General features: G+C 71.5%; 11 protein-coding genes. 5 read left to right on the forward strand and 6 right to left on the reverse strand.

Going from position 1 to position 14,698, the window contains the following annotated elements; all coding sequences use genetic code 11:
- Positions 1–185: 185 nt before the first annotated feature.
- A complete protein-coding gene (locus ABEA62_RS02430) occupies positions 186–3,920 on the reverse strand; it encodes an immunoglobulin-like domain-containing protein (RefSeq protein ID WP_286213959.1) in 3,735 nt (1,244 codons plus the stop codon).
- A gap of 225 nt (positions 3,921–4,145) precedes the next feature.
- Between ABEA62_RS02430 and ABEA62_RS02435 the strand changes: the two genes are divergently transcribed.
- Complete coding sequence (locus ABEA62_RS02435; RefSeq protein WP_286213960.1) at positions 4,146–5,459, forward strand: NAD(P)/FAD-dependent oxidoreductase; 1,314 nt, start codon at positions 4,146–4,148, stop codon at positions 5,457–5,459.
- Positions 5,460–5,554: 95 nt separating this feature from the next.
- Here ABEA62_RS02435 and ABEA62_RS02440 read toward each other — a convergent pair whose 3' ends face one another.
- The 5 genes from ABEA62_RS02440 to hemE form a co-directional block, all read right to left on the reverse strand.
- Positions 5,555–6,034: a hypothetical protein gene (locus ABEA62_RS02440; protein WP_286213961.1), complete on the reverse strand. Its 480-nt coding sequence runs from the start codon at positions 6,032–6,034 to the stop codon at positions 5,555–5,557.
- Between the two features lie 113 nt (positions 6,035–6,147).
- Positions 6,148–7,335, reverse strand: a complete 1,188-nt coding sequence (locus ABEA62_RS02445) for a ferrochelatase (protein WP_286213963.1) — start codon at positions 7,333–7,335, stop codon at positions 6,148–6,150.
- Complete coding sequence (gene hemQ, locus ABEA62_RS02450) at positions 7,332–8,006, reverse strand: hydrogen peroxide-dependent heme synthase (protein ID WP_286213964.1); 675 nt, start codon at positions 8,004–8,006, stop codon at positions 7,332–7,334. The genes ABEA62_RS02445 and hemQ overlap by 4 nt, the downstream gene beginning before the upstream one ends.
- Positions 8,007–8,043: 37 nt before the next feature.
- A complete protein-coding gene (locus ABEA62_RS02455) occupies positions 8,044–9,330 on the reverse strand; it encodes a protoporphyrinogen/coproporphyrinogen oxidase (protein WP_286213965.1) in 1,287 nt (428 codons plus the stop codon).
- Positions 9,323–10,408, reverse strand: a complete 1,086-nt coding sequence (gene hemE / locus ABEA62_RS02460; protein WP_345378394.1) for a uroporphyrinogen decarboxylase — start codon at positions 10,406–10,408, stop codon at positions 9,323–9,325. The genes ABEA62_RS02455 and hemE overlap by 8 nt, the downstream gene beginning before the upstream one ends.
- A gap of 53 nt (positions 10,409–10,461) precedes the next feature.
- Between hemE and ABEA62_RS02465 the strand changes: the two genes are divergently transcribed.
- The 4 genes from ABEA62_RS02465 to ABEA62_RS02480 all read left to right on the forward strand — a co-directional run bounded on the left by ABEA62_RS02465 (position 10,462) and on the right by ABEA62_RS02480 (position 14,682).
- Positions 10,462–11,751 carry a glutamyl-tRNA reductase gene (locus ABEA62_RS02465; protein ID WP_345378552.1) on the forward strand — a complete coding sequence of 430 codons (1,290 nt, stop codon included), beginning with the start codon at positions 10,462–10,464 and terminating at the stop codon, positions 11,749–11,751.
- Positions 11,752–11,846: 95 nt separating this feature from the next.
- Positions 11,847–12,839 (forward strand): FecCD family ABC transporter permease, encoded by a 993-nt coding sequence (locus tag ABEA62_RS02470; protein ID WP_286213967.1) that lies wholly within the window; start codon positions 11,847–11,849, stop codon positions 12,837–12,839.
- The gene (locus ABEA62_RS02475; protein ID WP_286213969.1) at positions 12,836–13,867 is read left to right on the forward strand and encodes a FecCD family ABC transporter permease; all 1,032 of its coding nucleotides are present in this window, start codon (positions 12,836–12,838) and stop codon (positions 13,865–13,867) included. The genes ABEA62_RS02470 and ABEA62_RS02475 overlap by 4 nt, the downstream gene beginning before the upstream one ends.
- Positions 13,864–14,682 (forward strand): ABC transporter ATP-binding protein, encoded by an 819-nt coding sequence (locus ABEA62_RS02480; RefSeq protein ID WP_345378397.1) that lies wholly within the window; start codon positions 13,864–13,866, stop codon positions 14,680–14,682. Before ABEA62_RS02475 ends, ABEA62_RS02480 begins: the two co-directional genes overlap by 4 nt.
- The last annotated feature ends 16 nt before the right edge of the window (positions 14,683–14,698 follow it).

A 14,698-nucleotide genomic window follows, 5' to 3' on the forward strand; every position in this document is an offset into this window, starting at 1 on the left:
TGTGGCGGAGCCGCAAGTAGGTGCGGTGTGGCGGAGCCGCAAGTAGGTGCGGTGTGGCGGAGCCGCAAGTAGGTGCGGCGTGGCAGAGCCGCAAGTAGGTGCGGTGTGGCAGAGCCCAGACGTGACTCGGGGCCCCGCCGGCGAGGAGATCCGGCGAGGCCCCGAGCATGGGGGGTGGGGGGTCGTTAGTCGAGCTGGTTGAAGCGGTAGAGGAAGGTGGCCATCGCGTCACGCTTGGTGTACGACAACGGCCTGTACTCCTGACCCGAGGGCGTCGACCAGCCGGTCGTGATGCCGGTCGACTCCAGCCACGTGATCTCCGTGAAGAACTCCGTCGACGACGCAGTCACATCCGCAAACGGAGACTCACCAGGATCCGTCCAGGCAGGCTCCCCCGCATACCGGTACAAGAACGCGGCCATCGCATCCCTCTTCACCGGAGCAAGCGGACGGAACTCACGCCCCTCAGACGTCTCCCAACCCGTGGAGATGCCCTCCTGGAACATCCACACAATCTCCTCATAGAACTCCGTCGACGTCGGCGTCACGTCCACGAACGGAGACTCGGCAGGAAGCGTCACCTCAGGAGAACCCGCATACCGGTACAAGAACGCCGCCATCGCATCACGCTTAATCTGCGCCAACGGACGGAACTCCTGACCAGACGCAGTCGACCAGCCCGTGCTAATCCCCTCCGCAGCAAGCCACCCAATCGCCACAGCATGCTCCGAACCCTCGACGTCGATGAACTCGATCGCGGGCTCCTCGATCGTGACCTCGATCGAGACCTCGGCGAGGGCGGGGTTCAGCTCCTCCGTGGCCGTCATGTCCAGGATCGGCATGCCGGTCGAGGTGAAGTGGACCAGCTTCGCGTGAGCGTTGCGGCGCGGGTCGAAGAGGCCGCCGTCGGTCGCGGTACCCGAGGGAACGTCCGTGTCGGCGTACGAGCGGGCGTGGTAGACGAGCACGGGGTTGCCGAACTCGTCGACAGTGAAGGAGTTGTGACCCATCCCGTACATGCCCTCGACATCGCCGGTGCCCAGGTAGGGGTACTGCGCCTTGTGCCACGACGCGGGGTCGAGCAGGTCATCGTCCTCGTCGGCCCACAGGAACGAGATGTTGTACGAGGTGTTGACCGCGGACGACGAGAAGGCGATGAAGATCTTGCCGCCGTGCTTGAGGACGGCGGCGCCCTCGTTGACGGGGGTGCCCGACTCGCTCTCGATCTCCCACGCGTACTCGGGCGCGGTGATCTCGATCGAGTCGCTCGTCAGCTGCAGTGGGTTGTCCGTGTCGACCGACGCCATGCGCAGCGTCGACAGCGCCCACTTGTCGGCCCAGATCATGTAGTCGACGCCGTCGTGCTCGAAGTGCGTCATGTCGAGCGCGAAGTTTCCCGTGAACGCGGTGGAGTCCGTGGCTGCCGGCTGGACGTAGCCAACCGTCTCCCAGTTCTCGGGCTGCAGCGGGCCGTCGCCGGAGAACTCGCCGCCCACGTACTTGAGGAGCGCGGGCTGCTTGTCCCACACATTCGAGTTGCGCGAGGTCGTGAAGAGGATGTACCAGTCGTCGCCGATCTTGGCGAGCTCGGGCGCCCACACGTAGGTGTTGAAACCGGGGTGGTCCGCCTGATGCCAGATGGTCACCTCCTCCGCCTCGGCGGCGTCGAGGCCCTCGAGCGTCGCCGCGCGGCGAAGCACCACCCGGTCGTAGCCGTTCGGGTCGCTCGCACGGAACATCGGGTACGAGCCCGTGAGGTAGTACATGCCGTCGTCGCCCACCGTGACATCGGGGTCCGCGCGCTTCCACGCGAGCGGAGCGAGGTCGGTGGTGGACAGCGGGGCCTGCACGATGCCGTCGACGGTGTAGGTACCCGGCTCGCCCGACTCGATCGCCGAGGTGTCCCACTCGACGCCCATCTCGACCGACTGCCCGCTCGAGTACCGCACGGTGGCGGACTCGGGCAGCGCGACCTCGCCAGCGGCCTCGACCGTCACGGGAGCGAACGCGTCGACCGACGTCGAGTGCACACGCTCGAGCCGCAGCTCGGTCGCGAGCGTGTCATACGCCTCGGCGCTGAGCCCGATCGCGTCGGTCGCGAGCGCGCCCGCGGGGAAGGAACCCGCAGTGAAGGAGGGCGCCTGGGCGACCTCGACGGGCTCGCTGAAGGTCACGAAGTCAGGGGTGGTGACCTCGTAGTTGACGTCCGCCGCGGTGTAGAGCAGCCGGTACGCGAGGAGCGCGTTGTCGTACTCGACGTCCACGCGGGTCACGCCCGCGGTCCCTGGCGCAAAGGTCACGCGACGCTGGTTCGCGTAGGTGACCAGGTCATCGGTCTCGAACACGTAGCCATCGTTGGCGGTCGTGCCGGGAATCGTGACGAACAGCCCGTAGCCCCCGTCGGGAGCGTGGAACGCGGTGGGCGACGTGATCTCGCGGTTGACGTCGGTGTTTACGTCCGCCGCGGAGGGGAAGAGCACGCCCTTGTTGTCGTTGAGCGCGGAGAAGGTCTCGCCGTCCTCGGACAGCGCAAGGTGCACACTCGCCGTGTCGTCGTTGGTCTGCGGCGTGCGGATGTACGTGCCTAGGTAGCCGGCGACCTCCGCCAGCACGGTGACCGGGTACGTGCGCACCGCGGTGAGTCCGTCGTTGGCAAACGTCGCCGTGAGGACCACGTCCTCATCGGTCGCGGCGCGAGCAACCTCGCCTGCGGCGGACACGATGACTGGAGCGGAGGACTCCCACGTCACCGCGGCGCCCTCCACGTCCGTCGCCAGCGTGATGTCGTCCCACAGCACCGAGACGCCCAGGTCGAAGCCGTCCGCGATCCGGTCGAGCTCCGCCTGCGGGTTGTCCGCGATCACCGTGACGTCGAACGTGCGCACCAGCTCCTGACCCGCGAGCGTCAGCGTCGCGGTGAGCGTCACGGCGGCGTTGACGTCGGTCGGCCGGTTCACCACCCCGTCGAGGCCGATCACGGCGGGGTTGGAGGTCTCCCACACGATGCTCGAACCGCTCTGCCCCGTCGCGGGCAGGGTCACGTCGCCGGTGATGCCCAGCGGGTCGAAGCCCAGCGCGTCGGCATCGGCCTCGAGGGCGGCCGTGATGACGGATGGGTCGTCCACGCCGTCGTAGTAGGACGCGAGAACGTCCTCGTCCGACAGCGCTGCGGTGTACACCCGGACGTCCCGCACGTCGCCGTTGTAGTACGGATCGGCGTACGAGGAGCGGCCGATATAGCTCACGAGGTTGGGGCCGAAGTCGGTCACGGTCCGCGTGGTCGCCACCGTGCCCACCGGCTCGCCATTGAAGTAGCCGGTGATCGACGTGGGCGTGATCACCGTCGTGTAGAGGCTCCACTCGTTCGCCGGGGTCACCGGGCCAGCGACGCCAAAGGCCGAGTTGGTCGGGCTGATGCCGTACTCGGTGCTCCACGGCGACGACGGCGAGCTCCCGTTGGTCACGACGGTCTTGAAGCGTCCCGCGGGGTTCCTGGGGTTGAGCAGCCAGTACTGGGCCGGCGGGTTCGCGGAGGAGCCGAAGAACATCGCGGCGTAGTTGCCCGAGCCCGTGCGGTTGCGCAGCCATGTCGAGATCGTCAGCGTGTCCTCGCCGTCGAAGGTGCCCGTGGGGATCCGCACGTGCCCGGCGCCGGAGGAACTGCCGCCGCCCGGCAGGGTCAAGACGCCCGCCTCGGTGTCGACCGCGGCGCCCGTGCCGAGCACGGTGCCGTCGTTCCCGTTGCCCGACACGTCGGACACGAGAGAGTCGGCGATCGAGTCGGAGAAGTCGTAGTGGAGGAGGAGGTCGGCCTCATGCGGCTCGAGGACATCCGCGGCGGCGGGACCCGCCGACACGAGGATGCTCGCGGCAAGCGAGGCGAGGGCGGCGGCCGCGAGGCCAGGGCGGGACAGGTGCATCGTCGATCCTCACATCATTGTGGTGGTCCGTTGTCACGCAAGTTAGCGCTCACAACCGAGCGTGTCAACGTCAACATTGGAGCCGGATTTGTGGGGTCCAGGCACTTATCTCGGCCCATCGCGGAGCGCCTCGTAGAATGGCGTGACCCCCATGCACTGCCGCGGGTTCGCGGCTTGGGGAAGAACGCCGCGCGACCCGTGGTTCTCCCTCCAGGAGGTACCCCCATGTCACGCACGCGCATCCTCATCCTCGGCGGTGGCTACGTCGGCCTCTACACCGCGCTGACGCTGATGCGCCGCGCCAAGGACGCCGTCGACGTCACGGTGATCGACCGCAGGCCCTACATGACCTACGCGCCGTTCCTCCCCGAGGCGGCCGCCGGATCGATCGAACCGCGCCACGCGGTGGTGCCGCTGCGGCGCGAGCTCAAGGGCGCGCGGGTCCTGCAGGGCAAGGTCGAGACCATCGACCACGCCTCGAGATCCGTCACGGCGACCACCGACCTCGGCGAGACGCTCACTCTCGACTACGACCACATCGTCATCGCGCTCGGGGCGGTGTCGCGCACGCTGCCCATTCCGGGCCTCGCGGACTTTGGCCTTGGCTTCAAGTACGTTGAGGAGGCTATCAACCTGCGCAATCGCGTGCTCGGGCGCATCGCGCGGGCGGCCACCACGACCGACCCAGCGCTCCGCAGGAGGCTGCTCACGTTCGTGTTCGTCGGCGGCGGTTTCGCCGGGGTCGAGGCCTTCGCCGAGACGGAGGATATGGCCCGCGCCGCGCTGCGGTACTACCCCGAGTTGAAGCACGACGACCTCAACTTCGTGATGGTCGAGGCCATGGGCCGGATCCTGCCCGAGATGGGCCCCGACATGGGCGCATACACGGTCACGGAGCTTGAGCGCCGCGGCATGCGCGTCCTGCTCGAGACGCGACTCGAGAGCTGCATCGACGGCCACGTGGCGCTGTCCAACGGCGAGGCGTTCGAGGCGGACACCGTGGTCTGGACCGCCGGCGTCAAGCCCTCCCCCGTGATCCAGTCCTCGGACCTCCCGCTCGGGCCGAGGGGACACGTCAACACGGCCGCGACGTTGCAGGTCATCGACGACTCTGGCATTCCCCTGCCCGGCGCGTGGGCCGCCGGCGACTGCGCCCAGGTGCCCAACCTCGTCGAGGGCGAGGGCGACTGGTGCGCCCCCAGTGCGCAGCACGCCGTGCGCCAGGCGAAGCACCTGGGCCGTAACATCGCCGCGCACCTCGCGGGCCGTCCGCTCGCGGAGTACAAGCACAAGCACCTGGGCGTGGTCGCCTCGCTCGGCCTCAACAAGGGCGTCGCCTCGACCATGGGCATCAAGCTGCGCGGGTGGCCGGCGTGGGTGATGCACCGCACGTATCACCTCCTCGCGATCCCCACCTTCAACCGCAAGGCCCGCGTGGCCCTCGACTGGACGGCGGCCGTGTTCTTCCGTCGCGACCTGGTCTCGATGGGCAGGCTGCACGAGCCCCGCCGCGCCTTCGAGGAGGCCGCTAGAAGTTAACGCTCTCAGGGCATGGCGAAGGGCCCCGGAGGTGCGCGGTGCGCGCCCCGGGGCCCTTCGCCTGTTCGCGCCGGCTGTCCCGACCGGCGCGAGGTCTACGCCGCCTCGACCTCGCGGCACAACTCCTCGACCACGCAGGCGGCCTGCGCCTCGCGCGCGGCATCCTCGAGCGCGTCCTCGTCGAGCTCGCTCGACATCACCTGCACGACGCTGATGTCGAGCAGCAGGTCCTCGCGCACGATCGCGTGCGCCTCGTCGGGCCACCGAGTGCGCTCGCGCAGGCAGCGGGCGGTGTGCTCCGCGCTCAGATGGGTCACGAAGTAGCGCAGGCCCGGCACGGCGAGCATGCCCGCGTGGTACCTGGCTCCGGGGAAGTCCACGCGCGCGACATGCGGCTCGCAGCCGTCGACCCACGCGGCCATCAGGCGGCGGAACCCGTCGATGCACATCGCGCCGGTGCCGTGATCGCCGATCAGAACGGTCGCGCCGTCGAGGGTCTCGAGTCGCAGGGTCACCTGGGGCGAGGCCGCCGCGATCGCGGCGACCTCGGAGAGCGCCTCCCGTGACATCGCCATGCCGTGCTCCCGCCGTCGGGGGCGGCGCGGTGCCGCCCTGTCCTGTGCCGCCCACTGTAGGCGGAACGACGGGAATACGCAACGAGCCCGTTGCTTAATTCACGGCTGGCCCGTCAGGCCGATGCGACGGTGGGCTTCGGCGCGCGGCCCAGGCAGCAGTCGGTCGGGCAGACGTCCTGCCACGGGCCCAGCGCCGTGAGCGCCACCCGCTCGCGCGGGGAGTCGCCCTCACGCGCCACGTGGCGCTCCTCGACCAGGTCCACGAGCCCCGCGACGAAAGCGGGATCGATCCCCACCGTGGGCACGCGGACAGCCGCGAGGCCGCGCTCGGCGCACGTCTCGAGGGCCTCGTTGTCGAGGTCCCACGCGACCTCCATGTGGTCGGACACGAAGCCGATCGGCGAGATGACCACGCCCGTGACCGACTCCGGCAGCGCCTCGATAGCGTCGTTGATGTCAGGCTCGAGCCACGGCACCTCGGGCGCTCCGGAGCGCGACTGGAAGACGAGCGACCAGTCCACACCAGGGAATTCGTCGCCCACGGCATCCATGATGAGCGCCGCGACCGCGCGCTGCTGCTCGACGTACCAGCCCCCGCCCGCGTGCCACTCGTTCTCTCCGCCCGTGGGCACGGCCGTCCCGTCGGGGCGGGCCTCGCGCGGACCCGACAGGTCAGCCGCCGCGGTGGGAATCGAGTGCGTCGCGAACAACACGTGGGGCTGCGCGCCGGAGTCCGACTCGACCAGCTGGTGCAGTCCCGAGCGCACCGCCGCGACGTTGGGCGTCACGAAGCCGGGGTGATCGAAGTACTGGCGCACCTTGTGCAACTCGAGCTCGCCCTCGAGCCCCGTCTCCGCGAGCGCGGTCGCGAGGTCCTCGCGATACGCGCGACAGCCCGAGTAGCTCGAGAAGGCGGTCGTCACGAGGACCAGCACCTTGCGGTGGCCATCGGCGTGCAGCTCGCGCAGGGCATCGGCGAAGTAGGGCGCCCAGAAGCGGTTGCCCCAGTACACGGGCAGGCCCAGGCCGCGCTCGGCGATCTCGGCCTCAAGGGCGGCCTTGAGCGCGCGGTTCTGGTCGTTGATCGGGCTGATCCCGCCGAAGTGGCGGTAGTGGTGCGCGACCTCTTCGAGGCGCTCGTCCGGGATGCCGCGCCCGCGCGTGACGTTGCGCAGGTACGGGATGACGTCGTCCTGCCCCTCGGGTCCGCCGAATCCCGCGAGCAGGATCGCGTCGTACGTGGTCGCGGGCAGGATGCGGGACGATGCCGCGAGCGGCGGGAGCGTCGTGTCCTGGCTCATGACGCGAGCACCTCCACTGCCTCGGCGGTGCTGACGCGGCGGCCGGTGTAGAACGGCAGTTCCTCGCGCACGTGGCGGCGAGCCTCCGTGTAGCGCAGGTCGCGCATCATGTCGACGAGCTCCGTGACGTCGTCCGCCTCCATCGGCAGCAGCCACTCGTAGTCGCCCAACGCGAAGGCCGCGACCGTGTTGGCGATCACTCCCGCGTACTTCGAGCCGGCGATGCCGTGCTCGCGGAGCATGACCGACCTCTCCTCCTCCGGCAGCAGGTACCACTCGTAGGACCGCACGAAGGGGTAGACGGTCAGCCAGTCGCGCGCGCGCTCACCGCGCAAGAAGCCGGGGACGTGACGCTTGTTGAACTCGGCGTCACGGTGGACACCCGCCGCGGACCAGGTCAGACGCGTGTCCGCGAGGAGTTCGGTCGCGCGCAGCTCGCGCAGCGCGAGCTGCAGGTCCTCGAGCACGGGGCCGTGGAGCCACAGCATGACGGTGCCGTCGGCGCGCAGTCCGGTGACGTCGTAGATGCCGCGCAGCGTGACGTCGTGCTCGGCGAGCTCGGCGACCGCGGCGTCGAAGTGCTCGACGACATCGGCGAGGTCCTCGTCCGGCGCGTCGAGCATGCCGTCGAGGACGGAGAACAGGGTGAAGCCGTGCGGGGTGTCGGTCATGAGGACATCATCCGTCGAGAGGGGCCCCCAGGGGAAATTACCGGCCCGAACCCGCCGCCTCGGCCCCCACGATCGCCGCGAGACCGCTCAGCCCCGCCGCGGAGCCCACGAGCTCGAGGCCGGGCAGGGGCCTGATGTCGGCGACCCTCGCGGGCGAGGCGTCGGGCCACTCGACCACCGCGCTCGACCGCACGCTCTCGGGGCTCAGGTCGACCCCGAGCAGTCGGGAGGCGTCCGGCACCGCGTGCGCCACCAGGTCCTCCCCCGGATCGCGCAACGCATACGACAGCCGGACCACATGACTGCCGCGCGCGGCCTCGCGCAGCCACCGCCACTTGGCGGTCGCATGCGTGAGCGCCTTCGCGCGCGTCACGCCGTCGAGTGCGAGCACACCCGTCCCACGAGGGGCGGCATCGAGGTCGGGGGCGTCGAGCACGAGCGTCACCAGCGCGACCCTGTGCTGGGCGGGCGGGTCGGGCAGGACGGGCACGAGGGTCCGCGCCGCCGCCTGCGGCACCGCGAGCACGAGGGTGTCGGCGACCAGCGTCCCTCCACCGGCCCTTACCCTCCACGCGCCGTCGACGCGCTCGGCATGCGCCGCGGCGGTCCCCGCGACGAGCCTCACTCCCGCCTCGCGCGCGGACTCCGCGAGCGCCTCGGTGAGCCTCCACATCCCGCCGCGCAGCCCCAGCACCGCGGAGCCGGCGGGCGCGAGCGCGCGGCGCCGCTCGGCCAGCGCGGTGAGGCTGCCCGCCGCTCGCAGCTGGGCCGGCAGCGTCGGGTCGATCGCCGCCAGCGGAAGCTCGTCGAGGGGGCGCGAGTACACGCCCTGGAGGACGGGCGCGACCAGCAGGTCCGCGACCCCCGCGCCCAGCCGGGTCCTCACGAGGGACCCGACCGTGGCATCGTCCCTCACCTCACCCAGGGGGCGGGTGCGTTCGAGCGCGGCCTCCGCGGCGGCACCCCAGCCGATCACGCTGCGGACGTCGGCCAGCAGCGGCCGGGTGGGAATGCCCAGCCATCCCGTGGTCGGCAGCGGGTAGGCGCGCGAGGGGGTCACGACCCACGCGGGTGAACGCGTCGGCGCCACGATGTCGCCCTCAAGTCCCAGCTCGCGCGCGAGCGCCGCGACGGCATCGGTCCGCGTCGCGAAGGACTCGGCTCCCGCGTCGAGCGTGAGGCCGGCGAGGGACAGCGGCGAGACGCGCCCTCCCCATCCCTGCCCCGCCTCGAGCACGGTGACCACGGATCCGCGGCGCGCGTGGCGACGCGCGGCCAGCAGTCCGGCGACCCCGCCCCCGACGACGAGGACGCGCTCAGCCACGCGAGTGGACGAGGTCGACCACGCGTTGCAGCGCCGCGGGGTCCGTCTCGGGGGGCACGCCGTGGCCCAGGTTGACCACGTGGCCCGGAGCCTCGGCCCCACGCGCGAGCACGTCGAGGACGTGGCGCTCGAGAACCTCGGCCGGCGCACCCAGGCGTGCGGGGTCGATGTTGCCCTGCAGGGGAAGATGCCCGCCGAGGAGGCGCGACGCCTCGTCGAGCGGCATCCGGTAGTCCACCCCCATCGCGGTCGCCCCCGCCTCGGCCATCGGACGCAGGAGGTGAGCGCCGTGAGCGGCGAAGTGAATGCGCGGCACGGGCAGGTCCGCGACGGCGCCCAGGGCGGCCGCGGAGCCGGGGGCGCAGTGCGCGACGTAGTCGGCCTCGGCGAGCGAGCCGGCCCACGAGTCGAAGAGCTGCACCGCCGAGGCACCCGCGAGCACCTGCGCGCGCAGGAACAGTCCGGCGGCGCGCGACGTCCACGCGGTGAGCGCCTCCCACACGGCGGGCGAGTCGATCATGAGGCGACGCGCTCCCAGGTGGTCACGCGACGGCCGGCCCTCGACCATGTAGGCAGCGAGCGTGAACGGGGCCCCCGCGAAGCCGATCAGCGGTGTCGATCCCAGCTCGGCCACCGTGAGCCGCACCGCCTCGCGGATGGGCTCGAGGCCGCGGTCGAACGCGCCGCCGTCGCCGGGCTCCCCGAGCGCGGGCAGGGCGTCGACGTCCTCCATCGCACGGATCGGGCGCTCGAACACCGGGCCCACGCCGGGGGCGATGTCGACGCCGACCCCGGCGATGCGCATCGGCACCACGATGTCGGAGAAGAAGATTCCCGCGTCCACGCCGTAGCGGCGCACGGGCTGGAGCGTGATCTCCGCCGCGAGCGCGGGGGTGAGGCACGCGTCGAGCATCGCCGTGCCGCGGCGCGCCTCGAGATACTCGGGCAGCGAGCGCCCCGCCTGGCGCATGAACCACACGGGACGATGCGAGGGACGCTCCCCCGCGAGCGCCGCGAGAAGCGGGGCGCCGTCGAGGCGTCCGTCGGCGAGCGGGTGGGTGGCGGGGAGAGAGACCATGACCCCGATTCTGCCCTGTTCCGGGGCCGTGTCAGAATTGACGAGTGCCCCTGATGTCCCTTGTCGCGTCCCACCGCAATCGCGAGCTCGCCATGCTCGAGCAGCTGCAGGTCGGGGCGGGCACGCTTGCGGCGTCTTTGCTCGCGCGCGAAGGGGCCGTCGCGGGGGCCGTCGTGCTCCCCACGTGCAACCGCTTCGAGGTCTACGTCGAGGCGGAGGACGCGGAGGCGGCGCGGGCCGAGGTCATCGAGGCGATCGCCGAGTCGAGCCAGCTCGACCCCCACGCCGTCGCCGAGGCGCTGGTGCTCTACGAGGGCGACGACGCGATCCAGCACCTGCTGTCCGTGACGTCGGGACTCGAGTCCATGGTCGTGGGCGAGCGCGAGATCAGCGGTCAGGTGCGCCGCGCGCACCTCGAGGCACAGAAGCGCCACGAGCTCACTCCGCGCCTCGACCGCCTCTTCCAGTCGGCGCTGCGGACCTCGCGCGTCGTCGCATCGTCCACCGGCCTGGGAACGTCGGGCCGCTCGGTGGTCTCGGTCGCCCTGGATCTGGCCGATGCCACGGTGGGCTGGGAGGGCGCGCGCGTCCTCATCGTGGGCACGGGCGCCCTCGCCGAGACCGCGGTCGGCACCCTCCACGGCCGCGGCGCGGTCATCGACGGCGTCTTCTCGCCCTCGGGCCGCGCGCTCGAGTTCGCGCTCCGCCACGACGTCGAGGCGATCGACGCCGCGGGCCTCGAGCTCGCGATTCGGCACGCGGACGTGGTGTTCGCGTGCTCGGGCGGGGAGTCGGTGGTGCTCACGCCGTCGCTCGTGGCGGCCGCGCGGCACGAGCTCGACGCCCCCCTCACGATCCTCGACCTGGCCCTCCACCGCGACGTCGCGCCCGGCGTGCGCGACCTGCGCGGGGTCACCGTGATCGGCCTCGACGACATCGGTGCGCACGCTCCCGGCGAGTCGGTCGGCGCGATCGACGCGGCCCGCGCGATCGTCGCTCACGCGGTGGCCCGCTTCGGCGACGGAGAGACCGCGCGGTCCCTCGACCCCGCCGTGGTCGCCCTGCGCGAGCACGTGTTCGGGCTCCTCGAGCGCGAGGTGGCCCGCATCCGGCCCGCGGCGGGCGCCCCTGCCGATGCCGTCGAGCGGGCGGACGACATCGAGTACGCACTGCGTCGCTTCGCGAAGACCCTGCTCCACACCCCCACCGTGCGTGCGCGCGAGCACGCGCAGGCCGGCGAGTCGACGCAGTACCTCGACGCGATCCGCGCTCTCTACGGGATCGACGTCGCGGTGCCCGACGCCGCGTGCCCCGCTCCCGAGATCGACGCGGAAGCCATTTAGCGCACGCCCGCGTTGCCTTAATTCCCCTCCGTCGGCTACCTTAGGCGAGCCTTACTTCGCACCCCGACGTGCGCCCACCCCGCCCGAGGAGTCTCATGCGCACGCGCGCCCTTGTCAGCATCGCCGCCCTCGTGGCGCTGGTGCTCGCGGTCGCGCTCTCGCTCGCGATCGGGTCGCGCCCGATCGACCTGGGCACGGTGTGGGAGGCGCTGGTGAACCTCGACCCCGCCGATCCCGAGCAGCTCATCGTGCGCGAGCTGCGCGTGCCGCGCACGATCATCGGGATCCTCGCGGGAGCCGCGCTCGCGGTCGCGGGGGCGCTCATGCAGTCCCTCACGCGCAACCCGTTCGCCGATCCGGGACTGCTGGGCATCAACTCGGGGGCCTCGCTCGCGGTCGTGGCGGCGCTGACGTTTGGGGTCACCGGCTTCGTCGCGCAGGTCTCGCTCGCCTTCGTCGGCGCGGGACTCGCCTCTCTCGTGGTCTACGCGATCGGCGCGCGCGGGGCGGCGGCCGGCGTGCCGGTGCGTCTCGCGCTCGCCGGCGTCGCGCTGACCGCGCTCATCACGTCCGTCATCAACGCGATCCTCCTGGTCGATGACGCCACGCTCGACCAGTTCCGGCTGTGGATCGCCGGCTCGCTCACCGGGCGGCCGCTCGACCACATCGCGGGCCTGATCCCGCTCGTCCTCGTCGCGATCGCGGCGGCGCTGCTCGCGTCGCGGCCGCTGCAGGCGATTGGGCTCGGCGAGGACGCCGCGCGCGCCCTCGGGGTCAACATCGCGGTTACCCGCGCGATCGTCATCGTGATCGTCACGCTGCTCGCGGCGGCCGCCACCGCCGCGGCGGGTCCGCTCATCTTCATCGGCCTCGCGGTGCCGCACGTGGTCCGCGCGTTCGTCGGCGCGTCGCTGCCCTCGCTGCTCGTCGCGAGCGCGCTGGGCGGAGCGGCACTCGTGCTCGTGTGCGACGTGATCGGCCGGGTCATCGCCCCGCCGTCCGAGGTGGGCGTCGGCATCACCACCGCCCTCTTTGGTGGCCTCATCTTCGCGATCATGGCGCGTCGCATGAAGGTAGTCGAGCTGTGAAGATCCTGCGCCTGGGCCCGCTCGGCGTCACCACGCACCGTCGCACGCTGCTCGTCGGCATCGCGATGGCCGCGGTGCTCGCCGCACTCTTCGTGTTCGCGCTCGTGAGGGGCAGGGCGGACATCACGATCCTCGACTCGCTGCGGGCTGCCGTGGGCCTCTCGGTCGGCCCGCCCGGCGACTTCATCGTCGGCCAGGTGCGCGCGCCGCGCGCCTTCACGGCCATCCTCGTGGGCGCGACGCTCGGCCTCGCCGGCGCGATCCTGCAGTCGCTCACGCGCAATCCGCTCGCGTCTCCCGACTTCATCGGCATCACGGCGGGAGCGGGCACGGGGGCGGTCGTCACGATGGCACTGGGCTTCACCGGCTCGCTGTGGATCACCGCGGGCGGCGCCGTGATCGGCGCGCTCGCGGCCTCGGCCGTCATCCTCGCGTTGTCGTGGCGGCACGGAATCGTGCCGCTGAGGCTCATCCTCGCGGGAATCGGCATCGGCTTCGTCGCGCAGGCCCTCACGCAGTACCTGCTCACGCGCATGGACGTGCACGACGCGGGCACCGCGCTCGGCTGGCTCGTCGGTTCGGTGACGGGACGCACGTGGACCCACGTCGCGGTCGCGGGAATCGTCCTCGCGGTGCTGGGCCCCGTCGTGCTGTGGCACGGCCGCTCGCTGCGCACAATGGAGATGGGCGACGACACCGCGCGTGCGCTCGGCATCCGGGTCGGAGCGGCTCGCGCCGTGCTCGCGGTGACGGCCGTGCTACTCGCCGCGGCCGCGACCGCGGTGACCGGGCCGATCGGCTTCGTCGCTCTCGTCGCACCCGCGCTCGCGCTGCGGCTCACGCGCAACGCGGGCGTCACGCTCATCCCGTCGGCGCTGATGGGGGCCGTCCTGCTGCTCGCCGCCGACCAGCTGTCTCAACTCATGCCCGCCACCCTGCAGTTCCCCGTGGGCATCTTCACCGCCGCAGTCGGCGCGCCCTACCTGCTGTGGCTGGTGTGGCGCGCATCCCGAGGAGGACCCGCATGACCCGGCTTGAGGCCAAGGACGTCACGCTCGGCTACGGCGACCACGTCGTGGTGCACGACGTCAGCGTCGCGATTCCCGACGGCGGCATCACCGCGATCGTCGGCCCCAACGGCTGCGGCAAGTCGACCCTGCTGCGCGCGCTCGCGCGCCTCCTGCCCCCGCGCGAGGGCGTGGTCCTGCTCGACGGCGAGGACGTGCATCGTCTCCCCACGCGCGAGGTGGCCCGGCGCATCGGCCTCCTCCCCCAGTCCCCGCTCGCCCCCGCCGGCATCACCGTCGCGGAGCTCGTGGGGCGCGGACGCACGCCGCACCAGAAGATCCTGCGGCCGTGGACGCCCGCCGACGAGGCCGCGGTGTTCTCCGCGCTCCACTCGACCGGCCTCACCGACATCCAGGACGCCGTGGTCGACGAGCTCTCGGGCGGCCAGCGCCAGCGCGCGTGGATCGCGATGGCCCTCGCGCAGGACACGCCGCTCATGCTGCTCGACGAGCCCACGACCTACCTCGACATCGCCCACCAGTACGAGGTGCTCGACCTGCTCCACCGGCTCCACACCCGTCAGCACCGCACGGTGGTGATGGTCGTGCACGACCTTCACCAGGCCGCGCGCTACGCGACCCACGTGGTCGCGATGTCCGAGGGCAGGATCGCGGCGTCGGGTCCCCCCGCGGAGGTCCTCACCGCGGAGCTCGTCAGCTCGGTCTTCCACCTCGATGTACGCGTGATCCCGGACCCCGTGACCGGCACGCCCGTGATTGTCCCGGCCACCCTTCCCGGTGGCGCCCACGACGCCAGCGTCGATCCTCACCCCTGATCCGAAAGGAACCCTC

The sequence above is a fragment of the Demequina sediminis genome (genome assembly GCF_039545075.1).
Classification (GTDB): domain Bacteria; phylum Actinomycetota; class Actinomycetes; order Actinomycetales; family Demequinaceae; genus Demequina; species Demequina sediminis.

Excerpts from the sequence above, each read along its gene's own strand:
- ABEA62_RS02430 (WP_286213959.1), bottom strand. The coding sequence starts at position 3,920 with ATGCACCTGTCCCGCCCTGGCCTCGCGGCCGCCGCCCTCGCCTCGCTT.
- ABEA62_RS02435 (WP_286213960.1), top strand. The coding sequence starts at position 4,146 with ATGTCACGCACGCGCATCCTCATCCTCGGCGGTGGCTACGTCGGCCTC.
- ABEA62_RS02440 (WP_286213961.1), bottom strand. The coding sequence starts at position 6,034 with ATGGCGATGTCACGGGAGGCGCTCTCCGAGGTCGCCGCGATCGCGGCG.
- ABEA62_RS02445 (WP_286213963.1), bottom strand. The coding sequence starts at position 7,335 with ATGAGCCAGGACACGACGCTCCCGCCGCTCGCGGCATCGTCCCGCATC.
- hemQ (WP_286213964.1), bottom strand. The coding sequence starts at position 8,006 with ATGACCGACACCCCGCACGGCTTCACCCTGTTCTCCGTCCTCGACGGC.
- hemE (WP_345378394.1), bottom strand. The coding sequence starts at position 10,408 with ATGGTCTCTCTCCCCGCCACCCACCCGCTCGCCGACGGACGCCTCGAC.
- ABEA62_RS02465 (WP_345378552.1), top strand. The coding sequence starts at position 10,462 with ATGTCCCTTGTCGCGTCCCACCGCAATCGCGAGCTCGCCATGCTCGAG.
- ABEA62_RS02470 (WP_286213967.1), top strand. The coding sequence starts at position 11,847 with ATGCGCACGCGCGCCCTTGTCAGCATCGCCGCCCTCGTGGCGCTGGTG.
- ABEA62_RS02480 (WP_345378397.1), top strand. The coding sequence starts at position 13,864 with ATGACCCGGCTTGAGGCCAAGGACGTCACGCTCGGCTACGGCGACCAC.